This window comes from Plantactinospora sp. DSM 117369 (assembly GCF_053764795.1).
Genome location: NZ_CM132446.1, coordinates 518,024 through 542,041, shown reverse-complemented (window position 1 = coordinate 542,041; position 24,018 = coordinate 518,024). Strand labels below are relative to the sequence as shown.

Annotated in this window: 21 protein-coding genes; 9 read left to right on the top strand and 12 right to left on the bottom strand. The window is 73.2% G+C overall.

Annotated features, from left to right (window positions below; all coding sequences use genetic code 11):
- Positions 1 to 15: 15 nt before the first annotated feature.
- The gene (gene rlmB, locus ACSMXO_RS02515; protein WP_346261627.1) at positions 16 to 1,173 is read right to left on the bottom strand and encodes a 23S rRNA (guanosine(2251)-2'-O)-methyltransferase RlmB; all 1,158 of its coding nucleotides are present in this window, start codon (positions 1,171 to 1,173) and stop codon (positions 16 to 18) included.
- Positions 1,173 to 2,594: a cysteine--tRNA ligase gene (cysS, locus tag ACSMXO_RS02510; protein ID WP_455416554.1), complete on the bottom strand. Its 1,422-nt coding sequence runs from the start codon at positions 2,592 to 2,594 to the stop codon at positions 1,173 to 1,175. Before cysS ends, rlmB begins: the two co-directional genes overlap by 1 nt.
- Positions 2,595 to 2,662: 68 nt before the next feature.
- On the opposite strand from cysS, the gene ACSMXO_RS02505 reads away from it, so the two are divergent.
- Positions 2,663 to 3,394 (top strand): IclR family transcriptional regulator, encoded by a 732-nt coding sequence (locus tag ACSMXO_RS02505; RefSeq protein ID WP_455416553.1) that lies wholly within the window; start codon positions 2,663 to 2,665, stop codon positions 3,392 to 3,394.
- Positions 3,395 to 3,469: 75 nt separating this feature from the next.
- On the opposite strand, the gene ACSMXO_RS02500 is transcribed toward ACSMXO_RS02505, so the two are convergent.
- The 3 genes from ACSMXO_RS02500 to ACSMXO_RS02490 all read right to left on the bottom strand — a co-directional run bounded on the left by ACSMXO_RS02500 (position 3,470) and on the right by ACSMXO_RS02490 (position 8,705).
- Complete coding sequence (locus ACSMXO_RS02500) at positions 3,470 to 4,162, bottom strand: HAD family hydrolase (protein ID WP_455416552.1); 693 nt, start codon at positions 4,160 to 4,162, stop codon at positions 3,470 to 3,472.
- Between the two features lie 39 nt (positions 4,163 to 4,201).
- Positions 4,202 to 5,602 (bottom strand): class II fumarate hydratase, encoded by a 1,401-nt coding sequence (locus ACSMXO_RS02495; RefSeq protein WP_455416551.1) that lies wholly within the window; start codon positions 5,600 to 5,602, stop codon positions 4,202 to 4,204.
- A gap of 106 nt (positions 5,603 to 5,708) precedes the next feature.
- Complete coding sequence (locus tag ACSMXO_RS02490) at positions 5,709 to 8,705, bottom strand: BTAD domain-containing putative transcriptional regulator (RefSeq protein ID WP_455416550.1); 2,997 nt, start codon at positions 8,703 to 8,705, stop codon at positions 5,709 to 5,711.
- A 245-nt stretch (positions 8,706 to 8,950) separates the two neighbouring features.
- Between ACSMXO_RS02490 and ACSMXO_RS02485 the strand changes: the two genes are divergently transcribed.
- Complete coding sequence (locus ACSMXO_RS02485; RefSeq protein ID WP_455416549.1) at positions 8,951 to 9,205, top strand: hypothetical protein; 255 nt, start codon at positions 8,951 to 8,953, stop codon at positions 9,203 to 9,205.
- A 25-nt stretch (positions 9,206 to 9,230) separates the two neighbouring features.
- Here the strand turns inward: ACSMXO_RS02485 and ACSMXO_RS02480 are convergent, their stop codons facing one another.
- The 5 genes from ACSMXO_RS02480 to ACSMXO_RS02460 all read right to left on the bottom strand — a co-directional run bounded on the left by ACSMXO_RS02480 (position 9,231) and on the right by ACSMXO_RS02460 (position 14,758).
- Positions 9,231 to 10,901, bottom strand: coding sequence for a fumarate hydratase (locus ACSMXO_RS02480; RefSeq protein ID WP_455416548.1), 1,671 nt, complete (start codon positions 10,899 to 10,901; stop codon positions 9,231 to 9,233).
- A gap of 107 nt (positions 10,902 to 11,008) precedes the next feature.
- Positions 11,009 to 12,439, bottom strand: a complete 1,431-nt coding sequence (locus ACSMXO_RS02475; protein WP_455416547.1) for an outer membrane protein assembly factor BamB family protein — start codon at positions 12,437 to 12,439, stop codon at positions 11,009 to 11,011.
- Positions 12,440 to 12,543: 104 nt separating this feature from the next.
- A complete protein-coding gene (locus ACSMXO_RS02470) occupies positions 12,544 to 12,852 on the bottom strand; it encodes a hypothetical protein (RefSeq protein WP_455416546.1) in 309 nt (102 codons plus the stop codon).
- Entirely contained in the window at positions 12,845 to 13,417 is a 573-nt protein-coding gene (locus ACSMXO_RS02465) for a Panacea domain-containing protein (RefSeq protein WP_455416545.1), read from the bottom strand. Before ACSMXO_RS02465 ends, ACSMXO_RS02470 begins: the two co-directional genes overlap by 8 nt.
- 135 nt (positions 13,418 to 13,552) lie before the next feature.
- The gene (locus ACSMXO_RS02460) at positions 13,553 to 14,758 is read right to left on the bottom strand and encodes an MFS transporter (protein WP_455419153.1); all 1,206 of its coding nucleotides are present in this window, start codon (positions 14,756 to 14,758) and stop codon (positions 13,553 to 13,555) included.
- 289 nt (positions 14,759 to 15,047) lie between these two features.
- Between ACSMXO_RS02460 and ACSMXO_RS02455 the strand changes: the two genes are divergently transcribed.
- On the top strand, positions 15,048 to 16,088 hold the full coding sequence (locus tag ACSMXO_RS02455; RefSeq protein WP_455419152.1) for a DUF5937 family protein: 1,041 nt from the start codon (positions 15,048 to 15,050) through the stop codon (positions 16,086 to 16,088).
- Here the strand turns inward: ACSMXO_RS02455 and ACSMXO_RS02450 are convergent.
- Positions 15,992 to 16,534, bottom strand: a complete 543-nt coding sequence (locus ACSMXO_RS02450) for an Lrp/AsnC family transcriptional regulator (protein ID WP_346259027.1) — start codon at positions 16,532 to 16,534, stop codon at positions 15,992 to 15,994. The two genes, ACSMXO_RS02455 and ACSMXO_RS02450, sit on opposite strands and share 97 nt — an antisense overlap.
- 134 nt (positions 16,535 to 16,668) lie before the next feature.
- Here ACSMXO_RS02450 and hppD point away from each other — a divergent pair, with 134 nt between their 5' ends.
- From hppD to ACSMXO_RS02420, 6 genes are all read left to right on the top strand, one after another.
- A complete protein-coding gene (gene hppD, locus ACSMXO_RS02445; protein WP_346259028.1) occupies positions 16,669 to 17,889 on the top strand; it encodes a 4-hydroxyphenylpyruvate dioxygenase in 1,221 nt (406 codons plus the stop codon).
- Between the two features lie 11 nt (positions 17,890 to 17,900).
- A complete protein-coding gene (locus tag ACSMXO_RS02440; protein WP_455416544.1) occupies positions 17,901 to 18,623 on the top strand; it encodes an RDD family protein in 723 nt (240 codons plus the stop codon).
- A 28-nt stretch (positions 18,624 to 18,651) separates the two neighbouring features.
- The gene (locus ACSMXO_RS02435) at positions 18,652 to 19,758 is read left to right on the top strand and encodes an RDD family protein (RefSeq protein ID WP_455416543.1); all 1,107 of its coding nucleotides are present in this window, start codon (positions 18,652 to 18,654) and stop codon (positions 19,756 to 19,758) included.
- Positions 19,755 to 20,903 (top strand): histidinol-phosphate transaminase, encoded by a 1,149-nt coding sequence (gene hisC, locus ACSMXO_RS02430; protein ID WP_455416542.1) that lies wholly within the window; start codon positions 19,755 to 19,757, stop codon positions 20,901 to 20,903. The genes ACSMXO_RS02435 and hisC overlap by 4 nt, the downstream gene beginning before the upstream one ends.
- Before the next feature lie 131 nt (positions 20,904 to 21,034).
- Positions 21,035 to 21,589, top strand: a complete 555-nt coding sequence (locus ACSMXO_RS02425; RefSeq protein WP_455416541.1) for a hypothetical protein — start codon at positions 21,035 to 21,037, stop codon at positions 21,587 to 21,589.
- 178 nt (positions 21,590 to 21,767) lie between these two features.
- Positions 21,768 to 22,622: a hypothetical protein gene (locus ACSMXO_RS02420; protein ID WP_455416540.1), complete on the top strand. Its 855-nt coding sequence runs from the start codon at positions 21,768 to 21,770 to the stop codon at positions 22,620 to 22,622.
- A gap of 41 nt (positions 22,623 to 22,663) precedes the next feature.
- On the opposite strand, the gene ACSMXO_RS02415 is transcribed toward ACSMXO_RS02420, so the two are convergent.
- Positions 22,664 to 23,959: an outer membrane protein assembly factor BamB family protein gene (locus ACSMXO_RS02415; RefSeq protein ID WP_455416539.1), complete on the bottom strand. Its 1,296-nt coding sequence runs from the start codon at positions 23,957 to 23,959 to the stop codon at positions 22,664 to 22,666.
- Positions 23,960 to 24,018: the final 59 nt, after the last annotated feature.

Sequence of the window (24,018 nt, the reverse complement as noted above, 5' to 3'; positions counted from 1 at the left end):
CGGCGGCCAGGCGGGTCAGGCGGCCAGACGGCGCCGGGAGACCTCGGCGAGCGCCACCGCCGCCGCCACGCTGGCGTTGAGCGACTCGACCTCGGAGACCATCGGAATGCTGACCCGCAGGTCACAGGTGGCACCGACCAGCCGGGAGAGCCCGCGCCCCTCGGAGCCGACCACCACCACCAGCGGGCCGATCGCCACCTCCAGGTCGTAGAGGTCGGTCTCGCCGTCGGCGTCCAGCCCGACCACCATGAACCCCTCCTGCTGGGCGAGCTTGAGCGCCCGGGTCAGGTTGGTCACCTGGCTGACCGGCACCCGGGCCGCCGCGCCGGCACTGGTCCGCCAGGCGGTCGCGGTGATGCTGGCGGCCCGCCGCTCGGGTACGAAGACGCCCTGCGCGCCGAAGGCAGCCGCCGAGCGGATCACGGCGCCGAGGTTGCGTGGGTCGGTGATGCCGTCGAGCGCGACCAGCAGCGGGGAGGGCTGCTCCAGCGCCACCGCGAGCATGTCCTCGTAGGGCTGGTAGGCGAACGGCGGCACCTGCACCCCGATGCCCTGGTGCAGCACGCCGCCGGTCATCCGGTCCAGTTCGGCCCGGCTGACCTCCAGAATCGCGATGCCCCGGTCGGCGGCGGTCCGGACCGCCTCGTTCACCCGGTCGTCGATGTCGATGCCCTGCGCCACGTAGAGCGCGGTGGCCGGCACCTGCGACCGGAGCGCCTCCACCACCGGGTTGCGCCCGACCAGCAGCTCGGCCGCCTCCCGCCCGGGCGCGGAGCGGCGACCCGGCGCGACCCGGGGACCGCCCGGACGCGGAGCCGGCTTGCCACCCGTACGCCCGGCGGTGGCCGCGCCCCGCCCGGCGCTGACCGACTTGCGGCCGCCCTTCTTCGTACCGGCGCCGCCAGCCCCCCAGGTGGTGTCCTTGCTCCCCGGTATGCCTACCTTCGGCGCCCGGCCCTCCTCGGCGGCGGCCCGGCGCTCCTTGGCCTGCTTCCACGCGGTGCGCTGCGGCACCTGCTCGGTGCCGGAGTATGCCTTGTGCCAGGGGCGCTCGTCGGCGGGCAGGGTCTTGCCCCGCCCCTTGAGCGCACCCCGGTTCTTGCCGCCGGATCCGGTGGTGGCGCCCTTCTTGGCGCTGACCCGACGCCCTCTTCGTGCCGAATTTCCGGGCATCAGTCCTGTTCTCCGATCGTCCAACGCGGCCCGTGCGGGGTGTCCTCGACCACCACGCCCGCGTGCTTGAGCTGGTCCCGTACCGAGTCGGCGGCGGCCCAGTCCTTGCGGCTGCGGGCCTGTGCCCGCTGCTCCAGGGCCAGCGCCACCAGCGAGTCGACCACGGACCGCAGCTCTCCATCCTGCCCGTTCGTGCTCCAGGCCGCGTCGAGGGGGTCGAGACCGAGCACGTCGAGCATCGCCCGGACCACGGCGAGCGCCTCCCGGGTCCCGGCGTTGTCCCCGCCGGCCAGTGCGATCTGGCCGTCCCGGACCGTGTCGTGCAGCACCGCGACCGCGGCCGAGGTGTTGAGGTCGTCGTCCAGGGCCGCGCCGAACTCGGCCGGCAGCTCGCCGAGCGTACCCGCGCCGACCCGCTCCACGGCCCGCCGCACGAAGCCCTCGACCCGGCGGTACGCCACCGCGGACTCGCGCAGCGACTCGTCCGAGTAGTCGATCCGGGACCGGTAGTGCGGGGCGACCAGGTAGTAGCGCAGCTCGACCGGGCGGATCCCGATCGAGGCGACGTGGTCGAGGTCGACCACGTTACCCAGCGACTTGCTCATCTTGGCCTCGCCGAGGTTGAGCAGGCCGTGGTGCACCCAGTACCGGACGAAGGGCAGGCCGGCGGCGCGGGACTGGGCCTGCTCGTTCTCGTGGTGCGGGAAGGTCAGGTCGAGTCCGCCGCCGTGGATGTCGAACTCGGCGCCGAGATAGCGCCAGCACATCGCCGAGCACTCGATGTGCCAGCCGGGCCGGCCCGGCCCCCACGGCGACGGCCAGGCCGCGTCCGCCGGCTCCTCCGGCTTGGCCCCCTTCCAGAGCGCGAAGTCGGAGGCGGTCCGCTTGCCCCGTTCGGCGGCCTCCTCGGCGATCTGGGTCTGGGTCGCCTCCGGCCGCTGACCGGACAGGTCGCCGTATTCCGGGTAGGACCGGACGTCGAAGTAGACGTCGCCGGAACCGTCGTCGGCGACGTAGGCGTGCCCGTCGGCGAGCAGCTTCTTGATCAGCTCGTGCATCTCCGGGATGTGCCCGGTCGCCCTCGGCTCGTACGTCGGCGGCAGCACGTTGAGGCTGCGGTACGCCGCGCCGAGCAGCACCTCGTTGGCGTACGCGATCGACCAGAACGGCCGGCCCTGCTCGACCGCCTTGGTCAGGATCTTGTCGTCGACGTCGGTGACGTTGCGGATGAAGTTCACCTGGAAGTCGCTGCGCAGCAGCCAGCGCCGCAGCACGTCGTAGTTGACCCCACCCCGGAGGTGGCCGATGTGCGGCGGAGACTGGACGGTGAGGCCACACAGGTAGATCCCCACCTTGCCGGCGTGCATGGGGACGAAGTCCCGCACCGATCGGGCGGCGGTGTCGTACAGGCGTAGCGTCACCGTACAAGGGTACCGACCGATGTCTGTCCGGGCTCACCCCGCGACCACCACCCGGCCCGGCCCCGGTCATGCCCGCTCCCGTGCCGGCCGGCACCGGCCGTACGCTGCCTGGTGTGGCGAGGGTGGCGGGCGGCACAGCGGCCGGCCCAGCGGAGGAGCCCGCTGGCCGGGCCGGCGAGACGGCGCAGACCCTGGACCGTGGGCTGCGCCTGCTGCACCTGGTCGCCGACGCCTCCGGCGGGTTGACCGTGACCGAGGCGGCCGCCCAGTTGGGCGTCGGCCGGGCGGTGGTCTACCGGCTGCTCGGCGCGCTCACCGAACACGGGATGGTCCGTCGGGACGCCGGTGGCCGGCTGCGGCTCGGGGCGGGGCTGCTGCACCTGGCCCGGCGGGCCCAGCCGCTGCTCGCCGACGGGGCACTGCCGGCGCTGCGCCGGCTTGCCGAGCAGACCGGGGCGACCGCGCACCTGACCGTGGTCGACGGCGCCGAGGGGGTGGCGCTGGCGGTGGTCGAGCCGAGCTGGACGGCGTTCCACGTCGCGTACCGGACCGGGGCCCGGCATCCGCTGGGCCGGGGCGCGGCCGGCCGGGCGATCCTGGCCGGCCGGCAGGGCCGGGCCGACCCGGTCGCGACCAGCGGCGAACTCCAGGCCGGCGCCTACGGCGTGGCCGCACCCGTGCTCGGCGTGCCCGGGCTGGAGGCCAGCGTCGGCGTGGTCGCCCTGGCTCCGCTCGACGTGGCCAAGACCGGCGCCCAGGTCCGCACCGCCGCCACCGAGATCGCCGCCGCGCTCTCCTAGCGGAGATCGCGCCGCTTCCCGGAAAGGTTGGCCTCCGGGTGACTTGGCTACCACTGTTTCGTGATGGTGCGTGATCTACGAGCTCTCCCGCCAGTGGCCCAGCACGGCCGGCAGCTCGGCCAGGGAGCGGATCTCGGCGTCGGGGCGCAGGCCGGGCGGGCGGTCCAGCCCGGCCCGGTTCAGCCAGACCGCGCGCAGGCCGGCCGCCTGGGCGGCCTCGACGTCCTTGCTCGGCGAGTCGCCGACGTACACCACCGACGACGGCGGCATTCCGGCCGCCGCCAGCACCGCCGCGTAGAACTCCGGCGCCGGCTTCTTCGGTACGCCCCCGACGTGCGCGTAGATCTCGAAGGCGAACTCGGCGGCGGCCAGCCCGCACCGGTCCACTCGGCTGTTGCCGTTGGTGGCGAAGCCGAGCGTGTACGACCGGCGTAGCACCCCGAGCGCCGGCAGGGTGTCGGAGAAGGGCCGGGTCAACGCGAACCGCCGGGCGAAGTACAGCTCGACGATCGGCTCCAGTTCGGCGGTCAGGCCGACCCGGGCCAGTGACCGGGCCAGCGCGGCCCGGCGTACCTGGGTGACCGGAGCATTGGCGTGCTCGGCGTAGACGGCGTCCCAGTCCCCCTCGATCTCCGCCAGGGTGACGTCCCGGGCCGCCGGGGTCAGCCGCCGCATCTCGGCCAGTACGGCGACCAGCGCGCCAGTCACCGCCGTACGCAGGTCGACCAGGGTCTCGTCCGCGTCGAACACCACCGTGCGCAGGCCCACGGGTTCGAGGGTAGCGACGGCGACCGGGCCCCGGGAGCGTCAGGGGTGGGTCATCCGCAGCACGTCGAGCGCGTCGTCGAGCTGCTCGGCGGTGAGCCGGCCCGCCTCGACGTGCCCCCGGGCGAGCACCACCTCGCGGATCGACAGCTCCTTGGCCAGCGCCTCCTTGGCGATCGACGCCGCCTCGTCGTAGCCGAGATAGCGGTTGAGCGGGGTGACCACCGAGGGCGACCCCTCGGCGTACGCCAGCGCCACGTCGACGTTCGCGACCAGGCCGACCACGCAGCGGTCGGCGAACAATCGGCTGACAGATGTGAGCAGCCGGATCGACTCCAGCACGTTGCGGGCCAGCACCGGCAGCATCACGTTCAGCTCGAAGTCGCCCTGCGACCCAGCGAAGGTGACCGTGGCGTCGTTGCCGATCACCTGGGCGCAGACCTGCCGGACCGCCTCGCAGACCACCGGGTTGACCTTGCCGGGCATGATCGACGACCCGGGTTGCAGGTCGGGAATCTGCAACTCGCGCAGCCCGGCCCGGGGGCCGGAGCCCATCCAGCGGATGTCGTTCGCGATCTTGTAGAGGCCGACCGCGACCGTGCGGAGCTGGCCGGAGACCTCGACCAGCCCGTCCCGGGCGCCCTGCGCCTCGAAGTGGTTGCGCGCCTCGGTCAGCGGCAGCCCGGTCATCTCGCGCAGTTTCTCGATCACCTTCGGGGCGAAGCCGGCCGGGGTGTTGATCCCGGTGCCGACCGCGGTGCCGCCGAGCGGCAGTTCGGCGAGCCGGGGCAGGCAGCTCTCCAGCCGCTCGATGCCGTACTGGAGCTGGGTGGCGTACCCGGAGAACTCCTGGCCCAGCGTGACCGGGGTGGCGTCCATCAGGTGGGTACGACCCGCCTTCACCACCTCGGCGAACTCGTCCACCTTGGACTCCAGGGCGAACTCCAGGTGCCGCAGCGCCGGCAGCAGGTCGTGCACCACGGCATGGGTGGCGGCCAGGTGGATGGAGGACGGGAAGACGTCGTTGCTCGACTGGGCGGCGTTCACGTCGTCGTTCGGGTGCACCTCGCGGCCCAGTTCGCGGGCGGCCAGCGTGGCGATCACCTCGTTGGCGTTCATGTTCGACGAGGTGCCCGAACCGGTCTGGAAGACGTCGATCGGGAACTGGTCGTCGTAGCCGCCGTCCGCGACGTGCGCCGCCGCGGTGACGATCGCTCCGGCGACGGCCTCGTCGATCACGCCCAGCTCGGCGTTGACCATCGCGGCGGCACCCTTGATCTGGGCCAGTGCCCGGATGTGCGCCGATTCGAGCCCGCGCCCGGAGATCGGGAAGTTCTGCACCGCCCGCTGCGTCTGGGCCCGCCACAGCGCGTCGACGGGCACCTCCACCTCGCCCATCGTGTCGCGTTCGATCCGGTAGCCGGCCGCCTCTGGTGTGGTCACGCGTTCCATCCTGCCCCGACCCCGGCCGGCGCGCAGATGATCGCCGTCACCGACCGGCGGCTCCGGCTGCCCGCCCTGCCGCCCTCGCCGGTGCTGGCGGCCGGATTCAGCCCAGTTCGCGCAGCCGCCGCCGGACGTCGTGCTGGTCCGGGGAGTCGACCTGGATCAGCAGGGCCAGCGCCCGGGTCCAGTACGACCGGGCCGCCGGCGGGTCGGTCTCCCGCAGGCAGCGGGCGAGCCCGTCCAGCGCGCGGGCCTGCTCGTACGCCAGTTGGATCTTCGTCGCGCCGAGCAGGGCCTGCCGGTGCAGGTCCAGGGCGGCTTCGGTGTCGCCCAGCGCCAGCATGGCGCGCCCGAGCAGATTCCGGGCCGCGCACTCGCCGGCCCGGTCCCCGGCGTCCCGCATCGCGGCCAGCGCCTCCCGGTGCCGCTGCACCGCCACCTCCGGCCGGCCGCACTCCCGCTCGATGCTGCCGATCTCGTTGAGCAGGTCCGCGACGGCGAACGGATTGCCCCGGGCCTGCTGGATCCGCAGCGCCACGGACATGTAGCGCAGCGCCCGGTCGCGCTGTCCCTGCCGCCCGTACACCCCGCCGATCGAGCCGAGCGTGTCCGCCACCATGGCGATCTTGCCGACCTGGCGGGCCATGAACAGCCGGTTCCGCAGTACCCGCAGCGCGTCCGAATAGCGGCCGAGGACGAGATAGACGCTGCCCAGGTTGGTCAGGGCGTTCGGCATCGCGTGCCAGCCCGGTGTCTGCCGGGCCAGCTCCAGCCCGAGTTCGAGGTAGTGCACCGCCTCCCGGGTCCGGCCGAGCATCATCAGCGGCAGGCCGAGATTCACCGTCGCCACCGACCGCCCGGCGACGTCGCCGAGCCGCTCCCAGATCGCGATGACCACCCGCAGCGACTCGACCGAGCGCTGGAACTCGCCGAGCCGGAAGTACGCCGAGGTGAGGTAGTTGTGCATGATGGCGATCCCGGCGTCGTCGCCGAGCGCCTCCGCCGCGCGCAGCCCGTCGGTGTGCGTCTGGATCAGCTCGTCCAGGTGGCCGCCGAGATAGAGCTGCCGCCAGTTGGCCCGGGCGAGCTGCCAGGCGTACCGGTACAGGCCCTCCTGCACCGCGAGCTGGACCAGTGCCACCAGGTTGCGCCGTTCCGCCTCCAGCCAGTTCCGCCCCTCCTGCGCCGCGGCGGCGACCAGGTCGGGCCGGGCCGGCTGCCCCGGTACGGCCATCCGCAGGTTTCCGGTCGGTTCGAGGACGTGGCTGACCGAGGCGGCGGTGTGCAGGTAGTAGTCGAGCAGCGCCTGCAACGCCTGCCGCCGCTCCGGCTCGCCGCCGACCACGGTGACCAGTTCGGTGGCGTACTCCCGGACCAGGTCGTGCAGGCGGAACCGTCCGGCGTCCACCTCGTCGGTCAGATGGGCGTCGACCAGTTCGTCGAGGTGTTCCCTGACCACCCCGAGCGGCAACTCGGTCAGCGCGGCGCAGGCGTACTGGTCGAACTGCACGCCGGGGTGCACTCCGAGCAGCCGGAACGTCCGCTGGACCGGCTCCGGTAGCTGGGCGTACGACAGCGCGAAGGCGTCCGCCAGGGTGCGGTGCTCGACGGCGAACTCGGCGAGTACCGGGCGGTCCGGGTCGCCGAGCCGCTGGGCGAGGTCCGCCACCCGCCAGCGGGAACGGTGGGCCAACCGGGCACCGGCGAGCCGGATCGCCAGCGGCAGGTACCCGCAGCGCCGGACCACCTCCTCCGCCGCCGCCGGCTCGGCCCCGATCCGTTCCGGGCCGGCGATCCGGGCCAGCAGGTCGACCGCCTCGGCGGGCTCCAGCACGGTCAGCGACTGCGCCCGTACCCCGTCCAGGCCGACCAGCCGGCGTCGGCTGGTCACCACGGTCAGGCAGCCGGGGCCGGCCGGCAGCAGCGGACCGACCTGGGCGGTGTTGGCCGCGTTGTCCAGCACCAGCAGCACGCGCCGGCTGGCCAGCTCGGTACGCCACAGCGCCAGCCGGTCGTCGAGGTCGGCCGGTATCCGCTCCCCGGGTACCCCGAGCTGCCGCAGCAGTGTGCCGACGGCCGTGCTGGTCGGCAGCGGGCTGTGCAGGCTGTGCCCGTGCAGGTCGACGAAGAGGTGCGCGTCCGGGTACGCGGCGCCGAGCGCCGTCGCCAGGTGTACGGCCAGCGCCGTCTTGCCGCTGCCCGGCATGCCGTCGATGACGTAGACGGCGGAGAAGTGCGGACCGGCCTCCTCGATCTCCTTGCGCAGCCGGGTGATGGTCTCGTGCCGGCCGGTGAAGTCCTCGATGGCCCGGGGCAGGGCACGTACCGGCGTCCGGGGCGGGGGCTCGTCGTCCGCCGGCCCGACCTCGCCGGCGAGTACCCGCCGGTGGATCTCCCGCAGCGCCGGCCCGGGCTCGATGCCCAGCTCGCCGGCGAGGATCTCCCGGCCGGCCCGGAACACCGCGAGGGCCTCGGCCCGGCGGCCGCTGTCGGCGAGCGCCAGCATCAGTTGACCCCGGAGCCGTTCCCGCAGCGGATGGCGTTCCACCAGCTCGGTCAGTTCGGCGACCAGGTCGCCGCTCCGGCCGCCGAGCCGCAGCTCGATCTCGAAGCCGTCCTCCATCGCCAGCATGCGCTGCTCGTCCAGCGACGCCGCACCCCGGCGGACCGCCGTACCGGTGATACCGGCGAGCGCCGGACCGCGCCAGAGCGCGAGGGCGGCCCGGTAGCCCTCCCGCGCCTCCGGCCAGTTCTGTTCGGCGGCGGCGCTCCGGGCCCCGGCGACCAGCCGCTCGAAGAGGTGCGCGTCCAGGTCGTCCGGCCCGAGCACGATGCGGTAGCCGGCCGGCCCGGTGACGATCGTCTCACCGGGCACCCCAGCCACGGCGAGCAGCCGGCGCAGCCGGGAGACGCAGGTCTGCAACTGCCCCCGCGCGGTGACCGGCGGGTCGGCGTCCCAGACCGCGTCGACCAACTCGTCGACCGGTACCACCTGCGGGGCATGCAGAAGTAGCACCGCCAGAACGACTCTGTCCCGGCCAGCGGTCACCGTCGACTCGCCGCCGCTCACCTGGAGCGGCCCAAGGATTCCGAACCGCATGCCAGCTCCTGACCGAGGTCGCATCCGGCAGCAGAGTAACCCGACAATCACTCGCAGCAGAATCGACTTGATAGCGGGGTGGCAGCGGAACGAGAGCGCCACCGCCCACACTGTGCGCTGGGATGCACGACACCAGGTGAGACACATCGACGGGGGCGGTGCGTCCGCCGACCTGCGGGGGCGACGGACGCACCGTGTCGGAGCAGCGGTTTCGCCGCCATCCACACCTGAGGAGACGCCAGGACATGGACGCCTCTGCAAGACCCGAGCGGTCCCGGCCGGTGCCGACCGCCGGGGACGTGTTGCAATTCGCCGAATCCGACTACTGCTACGGAACCGGCCCGCTCGTGCTCCGGGTCACCGGGGTCGGCGCGGATCTAGGCCGGTATCCGCAGCTCGAGTGGCTGTCCCTGCGCGGCGTGGAGCTGCGCGGGGACGGCAGCGCCGGTCCCGAACGGCAGGTGCTGGTCCGCACCAGCGCCCTGTCCCGCGCCGGCTGAGCGGTGCACCAGCGTCAACCGTCGGTCAGCGTCGCCCGACGGTCAGCACCGGCTTGGTCACCTCGGCGAAGAAGTCGTTGCCCTTGTCGTCGACGACGATGAAGGCCGGGAAGTCCACCACGTCGATCTTCCAGACCGCCTCCATGCCGAGTTCCGGATATTCCAGGACCTCGACGTGCTTGATGCAGTCCTGCGCGAGCCGGGCCGCGGGGCCGCCGATGGAGCCGAGATAGAACCCGCCGTGCTCGTGGCAGGAGCGGGTCACCTGGCCAGACCGGTTGCCCTTGGCCAGCATCACGTGCGAGCCGCCGGCGGCCTGGAACTTCTGCACGTACGCGTCCATCCGGCCGGCCGTGGTCGGACCGAACGAGCCGGAGGCGTACCCCTCCGGGGTCTTCGCCGGCCCGGCGTAGTAGACGGCGTGGTCGCGCAGGTACTGCGGCATCGGCTCGCCCGCGTCCAGCCGCTCGGCGATCTTGGCGTGCGCGATGTCCCGGGCGACCACCAGCGGGCCGGTCAGGGAGAGCCGGGTCTTGACCGGATATTTCGACAGCTCGGCCCGGATCTCGTCCATCGGCCGGTTGAGGTCGACCCGGACCACCTCGGAGCCCTGGTCAAGCTGGGCGTCGGTGACGTCCGGCAGGAACCGGGCCGGGTCGGTCTCCAGCCGCTCCAGCCAGACGCCGGACGGGGTGATCTTGCCCATCGCCTGCCGGTCGGCGGAGCAGGAGACCGCGATCGCCACCGGACAGGAGGCGCCGTGCCGGGGCAGCCGGACCACGCGTACGTCGTGACAGAAATAGCGCCCGCCGAACTGCGCCCCGATGCCGAACTGCCGGGTCAGCTCCAGTACCTCGGCCTCCAGCTCCAGATCGCGGAAGCCGTGCGCCAACATCGAACCCTGGGTGGGCAGGTTGTCCAGGTACTTCGCGGAGGCCAGCTTCGCGGTCTTCAGGGCGTACTCGGCGGAGGTGCCGCCGATCACCACCGCGAGGTGGTACGGCGGGCAGGCCGAGGTGCCGATCAGCCGCAGCTTCTCCTCCAGGAACTGCATCATCCGGGTGGGATTGAGCAGCGCCTTGGTCTCCTGGTAGAGGTAGGACTTGTTGGCCGAGCCGCCGCCCTTGGCCATGAAGAGAAACTTGTACGCGTCCGGGTGCCCGTCCGGGTCCTCGGCGTAGATCTCCACCTGGGCCGGCAGGTTGCTGCCGGTGTTCCTCTCTTCCCACATGGTGAGCGGGGCAAGCTGCGAGTACCGCAGGTTGAGCCGGGTGTACGCCTGGTAGACCCCCCGGGACACCGCCTCGTCGTCGGACCCGTCCGTCAACACGTGCCGCCCCCGCTTGCCCAGCACGATCGCGGTGCCGGTGTCCTGGCACATCGGCAGTACGCCCCCGGCGGCGATGTTGGCGTTGCGCAGCAGGTCCAGCGCGACGAAGCGGTCGTTCGGCGACGCGGCCGGATCGTCGATGATGGCCCGCAACTGGGCCAGGTGCGCCGGCCGCAGGTAGTGCGAGATGTCGTGCATCGCCTCGGCGGTCAGCGCGGTCAGCGCCGCGGGCTCCACGGTCAGGAAGCGGCGGCCGCCCGGCCCGTGGACCACGTCGACGCCCTCGTCGGTGACCAGTCGGTATTCGGTCTGGTCGGCGCCGACGGGCAACAGGGGGGAGTACGAGAACGGCGCGCCACTGCTCATAGCCGGCAAGCCTAGGCCAGCCGACCGGGGCCGGCCCACCCGCCGGGTCGACCCTGCGACGCCGCTCTCATCCGACCCGCCCCGCCGACCGACCAGCGGGACGCCGGTCAGCCGTCCTTGCCGTTCTCCGGTGGACACTCCGGCTGTTTCGGGCCGCCGCACTCGGTGCCGGGCCCGGGTTCCTGGCCGCCCGGACCGGCGGTCGGCGCCGGGCCGCCGGTCGAGACCCCGGCGAACTGGAGGTACCCGATGTCCCGCCCGTCGCCGATCACCATCCCGGCCGGACCCACCGCGAGCACCTCGGCCGAGGAGCGGACGTTGGCCAGTTCCCGGCCGCTGCGCGGATCGAGCGCGATGATCCGGTTCGGCCGCCGGTCGATCAGCAGGGCGGCGTGCCGGGCCAGCGCGGCGCCGCCCTCCGAGTTGACCGGCCGGGTCCACCGGGCCCGGTCGATGGCGAGTTCGCTGCCCACGACCGAGCGCTGGTCGGCGGAGCGGGAGAGCGCGTACCGGTCGTCGACGGCGAGCAGCTTCTCACCTTTGGGACCCGTCCACAGCACCCGGCCGTCGTACGCGTCGACAACCGTCTCCCGGGCGTCCGGCCCGACGCCGACGAAGACGTTCTCCCCGCCCTGCGGATCCTCCCGCTGCACGCAGCCGGCACCGTCGGCGGTACGCAGGTTGAGCCCGTCCCGGCGCCACACCTCCTGCCCGGTCACCGGATCCCGGGCCACCACGGTGAAGTAGCAGGTACCGTCGGCGGCCCGGGCCTCGATGCGCAGCATCCGGCCGCCGACCACCACGATCCGGTCCTGCTGCCCCGGCTTCACGTCCTGCATCACCCGGCCGGTGGCGGTGTCCACGATGTGCACCCGGCCGTCGACGGAGAGTCCGAGCAGCGGCGGCATCTCCACCGGGCCGCCGGCCCCCTCGTGGACCTGCCGGGTGGTCAACGGCCGGGTACCCAGGGTGTCGGGGTTGCCGGCCAGTGGCCCGGTCTCCACTCCGGGCAGGAACGTCGTCCAGCTCGGATTGCTGCCCCGGGGGTCCCAGGCGCTCAGCGTGCAGTCCCGGGGCTCTCGGCAGCGCACGTCGACCAGGGCGTTGCGGTACGTCCAGACGCCGACCGCCGTGCTGTCCTTGCGGCGTACCGCTCCGGTCTCGGGGTCGAGCAGTTCGTAGCCCTTGCTCAGCAGCTTGCCGACGGCGACGACGGCGTCCCGGTCACCACCCGCCACCGCGGCCCAGTCGGCCTTGCGCTCCCACAGCCGCAGCCCGGTGGCGAGGCTGCGGGCCTCGACCCGGGTGCGGTAGCGGATCACCACCGTGTTGCCGGCGATGGTGACGCTCTGCGGCGTCCCGCCGATCCGCTGTTGCCAGACGACGTCCGGCTCGGAGATCGGCTCGTCGCGGTTGACCCAGTCCCAGACCCCGGGGAAGGGATTCCAGACGTTGGTCGCGGCGAGCACGATCACCGCGATCAGCGCGATGGCCAGGGCGGACATGACGCCCGCGCTCCGGGCGCTCCCCTTGGCCATCCGGTTACCGTAAACGAGATCGTCCGGCAAGTGCCGCTAGGACGTTATGTCCGTGTCGTGAATTCCAGCCGTACCGTCCTCAGCTCCCGGATCCGGCGGCGACCTCACACCGGATAGCCAAGGGTCGAGAAGTTGTCGCACACCACGCTGTGCTCGGTCTCCTTGACCCAGAACGAGCAGAGCACCATCGCGAACGCGCCCGGCCGACCGGCCGCGGTACCCCGGATCCGCACCGACCACAGATCCGGAAACCCGGGCTCCCGCTTCGCGCCCTCGTAAGGATCCTCCATGCGGGTCAGGATCCACTCGGCGACGACGATCCGAAGGTCTGGTGACGGGTTGTCGCGGTCAGCCCAGGCATCGAAGCGGTCCTCGAAGTCGGCCAACTGCCACAACCCGCGTCCCTCAGGCACTCCGCCCCAGTTGTGCCCGCATCTCCGCTATCCGGGCGCGCAACCGCTCAGGGTCGTCGGCGCGCGGGCTCGGGTTGCGACGTGCTTCGGCGCCCTTGAGGATGGCTCGCACCTCGGCGGCGTCGACTGGGATCTCGTCGTCATTGTCCACCGCGCCGGCGGTGGTGAAGTACTCCCGTATCCACTCCAGTTCGATCCTGGCCGACTCGCCGGGCATCCGGAGGGCGTTGGCGTACTGCCACGGAGTTTCGGAGTGGGTGAGGTGCTCCAGGTCGGTCCCGGTGAGCTTGCCGTAGCGGCTGACGACGTAGCCGACGGTGTTGAGTTCGGCCTCGCCGAGTTCCAGGGGGGAGGCGGGGATGTCGCCGCCGCGTTCGGCTTGCCAGAGGCTGCCGACCACCGGCCCCATGTCCCAGGCCGAGATCGTTTCACGGAACAGGGGCACCCCGAATGCGGCAAGATGGTGCCCTTGGCAGTAGTAGAGAAGTTTGTGCAGTTTCTTCGTCGGTAGACCGGGAAGCCGATGGCGGAGAGCCGCGGCTACGTCATGGGCTGACACGGTCATTGCGCCAGCCTACTTTCCTGATCTCGGTCGCGGGGGGCGCCACACGCGCGGGTCGCTCGCACATGCGTACGAGACTGCCAGGCGCCTGTGACAGGACCAGGCACCCCGGCGAATCACCGCGACCTCGACCGACGATCAGGGCATGCGGGGTCGGGCGGAATTCTGGCCGTCGGCGGTTCGGGTGGCGGACTCGGGGCGCAGCCAGCGCCACAGCAGCAGGGTCGCGGCCATCGAGGCGGCCCCGGCGAGCGCCATCACCCGGCCCGGCGCGAGCCACTCGGCGAGCAGCCCGCCCAGCCCGGCGCTCACCCCCTGCACGGTCATCAGTCCGGTGGCCAGCAGCCCGAACGCCTGCCCCCGGCGCTGTTCCGGCACCGCCGCCAGGAACCGCCGGGCCAGCCCGAGCTGGAAGGCGAAGCCGAAGGTGGCCACCCCGAACAGCACGACGGCGGCCGCCAGCCCCGGCCCGGCGGCGAAACCGAGCATCGGCGCGCCGAGCAGCAGCGCCAGCCACGGGGCCAGCCGTTCCCGCCGGGCCGGCGCGACCCACCGCCCGACCACCAGGTCGCCGACCAGCATGCCGAACGCGGACGCCGCGAACAGCACCCCGGCGCTCGCTCCCGGACCGAGGCCGTCGGCGTACGGCACGATCACGCCCTCGGCGCCGACCAGCAGCGAGCCGGGCAGCCAGTGCGCCAGCAGCAGTCCCCGGACCCGCCGGTCGCGCAGCAGCAGCCGGTTGACCCGCCAGGTCTGCCGGACCACCCCGTGGGCGACCGCCCGGTGCGGCCGCTCCGCCACGCCGTACCGGACCAGGAGGGCGGAGACCGCGCAGGTGAGCACGGTCAGCCAGAGTGCGCCGTACGGGCCGACCAGGCCGAGCAGCAGGCCACCGAGGGCGAACCCGAGCACCTGGGTCCCGCCCGCCGCGACGGTGAAGAGCGAGCGCCCGAGCACGTACCCGTCCCCGGCCAGCAACTCCGGCAGCAGCACGTTGCGGGCGGCGGTGCTCACCGGGGCGAGCAGCCCGACCGCGAAGACCAGCCCGAGCATGCCGGCCGGCGGCAGCACCCCGAGCGCGAGCAGCGCGACGGAGGCGAGCCGCAGCAGGTCGTAGCCGACCATCAGGGCCCGGGGCCGCCACCGGTCGGCGAGGGAGAGCAGCAGTACGCCGCCGACCGCGTGCGGCAGGAAGCCGACGACGTACGCCAGGGCGGCGAGCGGCGCCGACCCGGTGCGCTCGTAGAGCAGTACGGCGAGGGCGAGCATCTTCACCGTCTCGCCGACCATGAACACGCCGAAGCCGGCGAAGAGCGCCCGGAACTCGGGTACCGCAAGCACGCTGCCGAACGTCGCGGGCCGGTCGCCGGGGCCGGGGGTCCCGGTCCGGAGCGCCGCGTCGCCGGGAGCGGGCGCGCCGGTCCGGGGCGGCCGGCCGTCCGGCCCGGGTTTGCTCGCCCGGTCCTCGGCCGGCCCCGTCGCGGTGCTCACCCGGCCAGCGTGCTCGGCCCCGCCGCACCGCACTAGGGTTTCGGGCAGGAACGAAAGGTGCCGGCAACCCCCAGGTCGACGCGGTGGCCTGGGCAGGCGCACCGGCGGGGCAGCGGCGGAGGGAGGCCCGTCGGTGACCATCCGGATCGAGGTGACCTCGGCGGACGTGGCGGCCAGCCGGTTCGCCATCTCGCCGCTCGGCGAGGCGATGTCGGCGCTGCGGCTCTGCGCCGGCCAGCACCGGTCGGCCGCGCTCTCCCCCTGGGTGGCCCGGGTCCGCGACCGCTACCTGCGGCTGCAGCGGGACTCGCCGGCGGTCGGTGCGCTGCTGGCACTGCTGCGCCGGGGCGGCTACAACGCCGACTTCGTGCAGCCGCCGCCGTCGGGGGTCGGGCTGACCTTCGCTGACGAGTTGGCCGCGATCCGGGCCACCCCGCTGGAGCAGGCCCGCGAGGAGTTGGCCCGCAACCTGGTCGGGCACCGGACCCCGCCGGAGTACGCGCGGCGGATCTTCGAGGCACCGGACGTGGTGGACCGGATCGCCGACGGGATCGAGGCGGCCTGGACCGCGCTGGTGGCGCCGGACTGGACACGGCTGCGGGCGGTGCTGGAACGGGACCTGGTGCACCGGGCCGGTCAGCTCGGCACGTACGGCTGGGCCACCGCGCTCGCCGACCTCGACCCCCGGCTGCGCTGGATCTCGGACGGTGCGAACGGGGTGATCGAGGTCGACTGCTCCGGTCAGGGCAGCCGGGAACTGGCCGGCCGGGGGCTGCTCTTCGTACCCACCGCCTTCGGCCCGCTGATCAGCTACACCGAGCCGCCCTGGCCGTACGCGATCGTCTACCCCGCCCGGGGCGTGGCCGACCTGCTCGGCCCGCCCCCGCCCGGCCGTACCCCGGACGCGGTGGACCGGCTGGTCGGCGCCTCCCGGGCGGCGGTGCTGCGGGCCCTGGCCGTCCCCGCCACGACCAGTCAACTCGTCGCCCAGCTCGGCACCGGGCTGGGCAGCGTCGGCGGGCACCTGGCGGTGCTCCGGGACGCCGGGCTGGTCAGCCGGACCCGGCTCGGCCGGTCGGTCCGCTACGAGCGAACCGCGCTCGGCGACGCGCTCGCCGGCGACGCTCCGCCCTCCGGCGCGGCCTCCACGGCCGAGCGGAGCAGCGGCAGCACCCGGTAGGGAATCTTCTCCGCCAGCGCGATGATGCTGGACGCCCGGGCGATCTGCTCGTGCGAGACGATCTGGTCGAGTACCCGTTGCAGGTCGGCGTTGGACCGGGCGACGATCCGGCAGAGCATGTCGCCGGAGCCGGTGATGGTGTGCACCTCCAGCACCTCGGGGATGCCGTGCAGGTGTGCGGTCACCGGGTCGTGGCCGGGCCGCTGGTGGATCTCCAGCGTGACGAAGGAGGTCACCGCGAAGCCGATCGCCGCCGGGTCGAGCTGCGGGCCGAGACCTGCGATCACGCCCCGGGCGAGCAGCTTGTCCAGCCGGGCCTGCACGGTGCCCCGGGCCACCTGGAGCCGGCGGGAGCACTCCAGGACGCCGATCCGGGGTTCGGCGGCGAGCAGGTCGATCAGGCGGACGTCGAGCTGATCGAGCTGCACATCTTGCACAGTACTCACGGTCGTTGACCATACTAAATGCACAACCTGCTCAGCATTTCGCGGTTCGGTTGCCCAGTCGGCGCCCGAGCGGGATGCTCCGGGAAAGACCGGTCGGGCCGCCGGCCGGTCGGGCACCCCAGGGAGGCAGGACGATGACCAGCGCACTCCACCAGCCGTCCACCGCCGGCTCGGCTCTGGACCTCGACGTTGACGTCGACCGGCTCGTCGGGGCCGTCGCGCACGACGACGGCACCGACCCCTTCCCGGTGCAGGGCATCGACCACATCCGGTTCATGGTCGGCAACGCGAAGCAGACCGCGCACTACTACTCGACGGCGTTCGGGATGACCCGGGTGGCGTACCGGGGGCCGGAGCAGGGCCACCGGGAGCACGCCGAGTACGTGCTGACCAGCGGCTCGGCCCGGTTCGTCTTCACCGGCGCGGTCCGCCCGGACGCCCCGGACGCCGACCACGTGGCCCGGCACGGCGACGGCGTACTCGACATCGCGCTGGCGGTGCCGGACGTGGACGCGGCGTACGCGCACGCGATGGCACAGGGCGCCACCGGCCTGGCCGCCCCGTACGACGTCACCGACTCCCACGGCACGGTCCGGATCGCCACCATCGCCACCTACGGCGACACCCGGCACTCCCTGGTCGACCGGTCGCGCTACCACGGCCCCTTCCTGCCCGGCTTCGTCGCGCAGGGCCCGATCGTGGACCGGCAGCCGATGATCGACGCTGGCGTGCAGCCGAAGCGGTTCTTCCAGGCCGTCGACCACGTCGTCGGCAACGTGGAACTGGGCCGGATGGACGAGTGGGTGGAGTTCTACCGCCGGGTCATGGGCTTCACCAACATGGCCGAGTTCATCGGCGACGACATCGCCACCGACTACTCGGCGCTGATGTCGAAGGTGGTGGCGAACGGCACCCGCAAGGTCAAGTTCCCGCTCAACGAGCCGGCGGTGGCCCGCCGCAAGTCACAGATCGACGAGTACCTGGAGTTCTACGGCGGGCCGGGCGCCCAGCACATCGCGCTGGCCACCAACGACATCCTGGCCAGCGTCGACGCGATGCGGGCGGCCGGCGTCGAGTTCCTGGACACCCCGGACTCGTACTACGACGACCCGGAACTGCGGGCCCGGATCGGCCAGGTGCGCGCCCCGATCGAGGAGCTGAAGGCCCGGAAGATCCTGGTCGACCGGGACGAGGACGGCTACCTGTTGCAGATCTTCACCAAGCCGGTGCAGGACCGGCCGACGGTCTTCTTCGAGTTGATCGAGCGGCACGGATCCCTCGGTTTCGGCAAGGGCAACTTCAAGGCGCTCTTCGAGGCCATCGAGCGGGAGCAAGAGGCGCGCGGAAACCTGTAACACTGTCCTGCGTGACCCAGCAACCTCCAGCCATGCCGCCGCCGCCCGGAGAGGGTCGGTCGCCGTCCGGGCCGCCGCCCGGCGGGTTCGTGCCGCAGCCCCGCCAGCCCGGTTACGGCCCGCCCGGTTACGGCCCGCCGGGTTACGGCCTGCCCGGGTACCCGCCGGGCCGGCCGGGGTACGGTCCGATGCCCGGTTATCCGGTGGCGCCACCGCCGGTCAGCCCGTCCGGCCAGCCGCTCGCCTCGTTCAGCGACCGGCTGCTGGCGTACCTGATCGACGCGGCGATCCTCGGCGGGACGGTGCTGGTGCTCGCCATCCCGGCGTTTGTCGTCTTCTTCTCGACGGTGGGCGCGGACTTCTTCACCGTCCCCGATCCGGACGGTCCCGTCGTCGAGCCGGACCCGTTCGGCTTCCTGGTGCCGTTCCTGCTGCTGGAGGCCGCCCTGCTCGTGGTCGGGTTCGCCCTGCAATACCTCTACCAGGTGGAGATGCCGAGGCGGACCGGGCAGACCGTCGGCAAGCGGGTGATGAAAATCAAGATCGTCCCGCTGGACCCGGCCGGCTCGATCGGCCGGGCTCCCCTCGCCCGGCGCTTCCTGGTGCAGGCGGGCAGCGGCCTGGTTCCCGGTCTGGGCTACGTCGACGGGCTCTGGCAACTCTGGGACAAGCCGTACCAGCAGTGCCTCCACGACAAGTTCGCCAGGACCGTGGTGGTTAAGGTTCCAGCGTGAACGTCAGGACTCAACCAAGGTCGTTCCGGTGACGGTGCAGCCGGGCTGGTACGCCGACCCTGCCGAGCCGACGACCCAGCGGTACTGGGACGGCGAGGGCTGGGTGGGCGCGCCGCTGCCCGTGGACGCCACACCGCCGCCCGGCCCGCCGCCGGCCGAGGAGCCCGAGCCGGCACCCGCACCGTCCAGCGGTGCCGGTGCCCCGCCCGGGGCGCCGGGTTCCCCCGCCGCGCCCGGCTCACCGGCGACACCGGCTCCGCCCGGCGCGCCCGGTGGACCGGCCGCACCGTGGGGCGGACCGCCCTGGGGTGGGCCACCGTCGGGTGGGCCGCCGGTCGGCGCTCCGCCGGGCGGGACGCCGCCGGTCAGTGGCGCACCACCGGGCGGACCACCGGCCTCCGGTCCGCCGGCCCCGCCCGGTTGGCCCGGCGCCGGCCCGGCGGGTCAGCCGTACGGGCCGCCGCCCGGGATGCCGCCGTACGGGCAGCCGCCGCCAGGCTGGCCGCACCCGTACTGGGCCGCCCCACCACCCCGACCGCACGGGCTGGAACTGGCGCCGCTCGGTGCCCGGGTGGTCGCCCGGCTGATCGACATCGGCCTGGTGCTGCTACTCAACGTGGTGGTGAACGGCTGGTTCGTCTGGCGGTTCGTGCAGGAGATCGAGCCGGTCGGCCGGGAGATCTGGCGGCGTGCCCTGGCCGGCGAGTCGACCACCGAGGGCCTGCCGCAGGCCAGCGCCCAGGCCGACGGGTTGCAGGTGGTCATCCTGCTGATCGCCGTCGCGCTCTGGTTCGCCTACGAGGTGCCGTCGGTGGCCAACACCGGGCAGACCTTCGGCAAGCGGGTGATGGGGATCAAGGTCGTACCGCTGGCCGAGACCGAGCAGTTGGGCTTCGGCCGCTCGTTCCGGCGGTTCAACATGCTCGGCCTGCCGGTCTTCCTCTGGAGTTGCTGCGGCATCGGCTTCCTGATCCAGCTCGTCGACTGCGCGCTCCCGCTCTTCGACCGGCCGCTACGGCAGGCCCTGCACGACAAGCGGGGCCAGACCGTGGTGGTCCGGCTCGCTTCACCGGCCGGTTCCCCGGCCGAGCACACCGGCACCCCGAACGATCGCTCTGGAGGCCCCGCGTCATGACCGGTCCGACCAGTTCCACCCCCGGCCCCGACCGGCGGCCCGGGGCTCCCCGGCTGACCCGCGCCGATCTCGACGCGCTGCCGAACTACGTGCCCGGGCGCAGCCCCGCCGACCTGGCCCGGGAGCTGGGCCTGCCGGAGGCGATCAAGCTGGCCAGCAACGAGGTGCCGTACGGGCCGCTGCCCGGGGTGGTCGAGGCGGTCGCCGAGGCGGTCGCCGGCGCACACCGGTACCCGGACATGGGCGTACTGGCGCTGCGGGCGGCACTCGCCGAACGCCACGGCGTCGACCCGGACCGGATCGCCACCGGCTGCGGGTCGGTGGCGCTGGCCGAGCACCTGGTCCGGGCGACCTGCCTGCCCGGGGACGAGGTGGTGTACTCGTGGCGCTCCTTCGAGGCGTACCCGATCATCGCGGCGACCAGCGGCGCGACCAGCGTGCGGGTGCCCAACGACGCCGGCCACGGGCACGATCTGACGGCGATGGCGGCGGCGGTGACCGACCGGACCCGGCTGATCCTGGTCTGCAACCCGAACAACCCGACCGGGACCAGCCTGCGCCGCTCGGAGCTGGACCGGTTCCTCGGCTCGGTGCCGGACGACGTGCTGGTGGTGCTCGACGAGGCGTACCGGGAGTTCGTCACCGACCCCGAGGTGCCGGACGGCCTCGCGGCCTACGGCGACCGGCCGAACGTGGTGGTGCTGCGCACCTTCTCCAAGGCGTGGGGGCTGGCCGGGCTGCGGATCGGCTTCCTGGTCGGCCAGCCCGAGGTGGCCGCGGCGGTACGCAAGGTGGTCACCCCGTTCTCCACCAGCCTGGCCGCCCAGGCGGGGGCGCTGGCCGCGCTCACCCAGGCCGACGAGGTACGGCGGCGCTGCGCGCTGGTGGTCACCGAGCGGGACCGGGTCACCGAGGCGCTGCGCAAGCGGCTGCCGGCCGGGCCGACCACGACGGTGCCGGACAGCCAGGCGAACTTCGTCTGGCTGCCGCTGGGCGACCGGTCGGTGCCGTTCGCGCAGGCGTGCGAGGCGCGCGGGATCATCGTCCGCCCCTTCGCCGGCGAGGGCGTACGCGTCACCGTCGGCACCCCTGCGGAGAACGACGCCTTCCTGGCGGTCGCGGATCAGCTCAGTAATCAGCAATAACGCGAATAAAATGGCAGTTGTCCGCTTTAGGACTTTCGTGGGACATTACCCCTTATCTTCTTGAATGGGCGGCCGACATGATCCGGCCCCCGAGATCACAGGATCCATTCGAGAAACGTGAGGTACTGTCCGTGCGACTTGCCAGAATGCTGGTGATCGGGGCAGCCGCCACGGCTGCGGTGGGACTCGCCGCCGCACCCGCCGTGGCGGCGCCGACCGACACCACCAGCGTCACCTTCGACGTCACCGCCGGCACCCTGGACATCGACGCGCCGGCCCCGGCCGACCTCGGCTCTGGCGCACCGGGCACCGCGATCAACGGTTCGCTCGGCCCGGTCACCGTCACCGACGCCCGCGCCTCGGCGGACGCCTCCTGGGAGGCGAGCGTGACGTCCACCGTCTTCACCACCGGCACCGGTACGCCGAGCCAGACCATCCTCTTCTCCGAGGTGGACTACTGGTCGGGGCCCTTGATCACCTCTACCGGCAACGGTACCTTCACACCCGCCCAACCCACTTTCGCCGACCGGGACCCGCTGGACAGCGTCACGCCGCTCGTGGCGTTCACCCACGTCGGCGGCACCGGCAACAACTCGGCCACCTGGAACCCGGGCCTGTCCATCAACGTTCCGCTCGATGCCGAGGCCGGCACCTACACCGGGACGGTGACGCATTCGGTGGCCTAGTCACCGGGGGCGACCGGCGGGCTGGGCACCGCTGCTCCTCGCCTGCCTCGTCGGCCTGGGCCTGCCGCCCACCCAGGCCGGCGCGGCCGCACGGGACCCCGACACGGAGAGCATCGGGATCCAACTGCTGGAGGCACCGGTCGACCGCCGCGGCGACCCACGGGCACTGCGCTACATCGTGGACCACCTGCCGCCGGGCACCGTGATCCGGCGGCATTTGCTGGTGGTGAACAAGACCTCCCGCACCCAGCGGATCGACCTCTACGCGGCGGCGGCCACGGTCGAGGAGGGCCGGTTCCGGTTCGGGGAGGGCCGGACCCAGAACGAGCTGAGTTCCTGGATCACCCTGGACAAGGACCGGGTGGACCTCCCGCCGGGCGCCGAGACCCGGGTCCGGGCCACCCTCGACGTGCCACCGCCGACCTCGACGGGTGAGCGGTACGCCGTCATCTGGGCCTCGGCGAAATCGCCGCCGAAGAAGTCGGCCAACGTCAGTCAGATCCACCGGGTCGGCGTACGGGTCTATCTCGACATCGGGGTCGGCGGCGAGCCTCCGTCCAGTTTCACGATCGGTGACGTGGTGCCGGCGCGGGACGCGCAGGGCGTACCGTCGGTCGGCATCCGGGTGGAGAACACCGGCAGGCGGGCACTGGACCTGGGTGGAACGGTGTCGCTCTCCGAGGGGCCCGCCGGAACGCGCGCCGGCCCGTTCGACGTGATCGAGGGGACGACACTCGCACCCGGTACGTCCGGCACGGTCGGCGTACGGTTCCCTCGGGAACTACCCAACGGCCCGTGGAAGATCGACATCGAGCTCGCGAGCGGCACGGTGCGGCAGACCGGCACCGGAAGGATCACCTTCCCCGATCCGGGTGAGGTGGGCGAGCCGAGCAGCCTCTTCGGGCCGCTGCGCACCCCGTGGGGGATTCTCGGAAGTTCGCTGGTCGCCGGCGTGGTCGTGGCTGGCGGACTCTTCGTCGTCGCCCGCCGGGCACACCGCCGTCGAAACGCCCGGGCGGAGGTCGGGTCGTAGTCCCCCGGACCACAGCCCGGTGCGGCGCCGCTCCGGCCGGGTCAGGTGCCGGCCAGGATGACCGGCTGGGCGGCCAGGTAGTAGCGGTCGTCCCCGGCGGCCGGATCCACCGGCTCGGCGAGCCGCTCCACCGCCAGGAAGCCGCCGGCGGCGTACGCGAACCCGGGCGACCAGGTGGTCGAGTCCCGCCCGTACGTGAACGGGAACCGGGACCGTTCCGCCCCGGTGGCGGCGTCCAGGGTGACCAGGTCACCTCCGGCGGTACGCAGGTGCACCCGGCCCGGTTGGGCGGCGATCAGCCGGGACTGCCCGGCCTCGGACCAGCGCCAGAGTTCGGCGCCGGTCCGCACCGACCGGCCCACCAGCCCGGTCCCGCCCGGGGCCACCGCGACCTCACCGACCAGTACCGCCTCGGGCGCGTCCAGGGCCGGGGCCGGCACCGGGCGGGTCCCGTCGACCAGCCAGCCCCGGGTCACGCCGCCGCTGACCGTCCGCAGGGCCCGGCAGCCGGACCGGCCGGCCGCGCAGCCGACCGGGCTGACCCGGACCGGCCGCCCGGAGTCGTCGGGCCGCCAGCGCCCGGCGAGGGCGCCGGTGGCCACGTCGTAGAACTCCACCCCGCCCGACCCGGCACAGCCGTCGAGGACGGCCAAGAACCCGTCGGTGGTGGTCAGCCCCTGACCCGCCCCGGCGGCGGTCTCGTCGTCCGGGCCACGGTCGGAGCAGGTCGGAACGGTGCTGAGGCGCCACAGTTCCCGGCCGGAGTCGAGGTCGATCCCGCGGCGGTCGGCGGCCTCGCCGACCACCAGTACCGGGCGGCCGGTCGAGGAGCGGGCGGTGTGGAGGCCGGTCGGGGCGTAGACGGTGGCGGCTCCGGTGCGCCGGCCGAGATAGTCGTGCCCGGGGCGTGGTCCGGTGGCCCGCCAGCGGACCGTGCCGGTACGGGCGTCCAGCGCCACCAACTCGCCGTCCGACCAGCGGGTCACCACCGTGCCACCCTCGGCCACCAGCCCCGCCACCTGCGCGGGCCAGCGCCGGTACGACCAGTACGGCGTGCGCCGGGTCGGTGCGTCGACCGGCCGGTCGGCCCGGACCTGCCGGGTGGTGGCGTAGACCCTGATCCGGTCGTCGACGATCAGCGGTGCCGCGTTCAGGGTGCCGACCACGCCGGGCCGGGCGGTCACCGGGGCCGGATAGTCGGCCCGGGCCGGCGTGCTCACCTCGGCGGGCGCCAGCACCCGGTAGACGATCACGGCGGACCCGACCGCGAGCAGCACCGCCACCGCGATGGCGACCGCCGTCCGCGGCCAGTTCCGCGCGCCGTTCGGCGTTGCCATGCCCGGACACCTCCGCCGGAACCCTATCGACCGCCGGGCGGCCGCCGCCGGGCAGGTGC

What these genes read in the sequence shown, in the direction of transcription:
- ACSMXO_RS02415 (WP_455416539.1), bottom strand. Translation starts at nt 23,959, where the DNA reads ATGGCAACGCCGAACGGCGCGCGGAACTGGCCGCGGACGGCGGTCGCC.
- ACSMXO_RS02465 (WP_455416545.1), bottom strand. Translation starts at nt 13,417, where the DNA reads ATGACCGTGTCAGCCCATGACGTAGCCGCGGCTCTCCGCCATCGGCTT.
- ACSMXO_RS02505 (WP_455416553.1), top strand. Translation starts at nt 2,663, where the DNA reads ATGCCCGCTCCCGTGCCGGCCGGCACCGGCCGTACGCTGCCTGGTGTG.
- ACSMXO_RS02490 (WP_455416550.1), bottom strand. Translation starts at nt 8,705, where the DNA reads ATGCGGTTCGGAATCCTTGGGCCGCTCCAGGTGAGCGGCGGCGAGTCG.
- hisC (WP_455416542.1), top strand. Translation starts at nt 19,755, where the DNA reads ATGACCGGTCCGACCAGTTCCACCCCCGGCCCCGACCGGCGGCCCGGG.
- ACSMXO_RS02485 (WP_455416549.1), top strand. Translation starts at nt 8,951, where the DNA reads ATGGACGCCTCTGCAAGACCCGAGCGGTCCCGGCCGGTGCCGACCGCC.
- hppD (WP_346259028.1), top strand. Translation starts at nt 16,669, where the DNA reads ATGACCAGCGCACTCCACCAGCCGTCCACCGCCGGCTCGGCTCTGGAC.
- rlmB (WP_346261627.1), bottom strand. Translation starts at nt 1,173, where the DNA reads ATGCCCGGAAATTCGGCACGAAGAGGGCGTCGGGTCAGCGCCAAGAAG.
- ACSMXO_RS02475 (WP_455416547.1), bottom strand. Translation starts at nt 12,439, where the DNA reads ATGGCCAAGGGGAGCGCCCGGAGCGCGGGCGTCATGTCCGCCCTGGCC.
- ACSMXO_RS02480 (WP_455416548.1), bottom strand. Translation starts at nt 10,901, where the DNA reads ATGAGCAGTGGCGCGCCGTTCTCGTACTCCCCCCTGTTGCCCGTCGGC.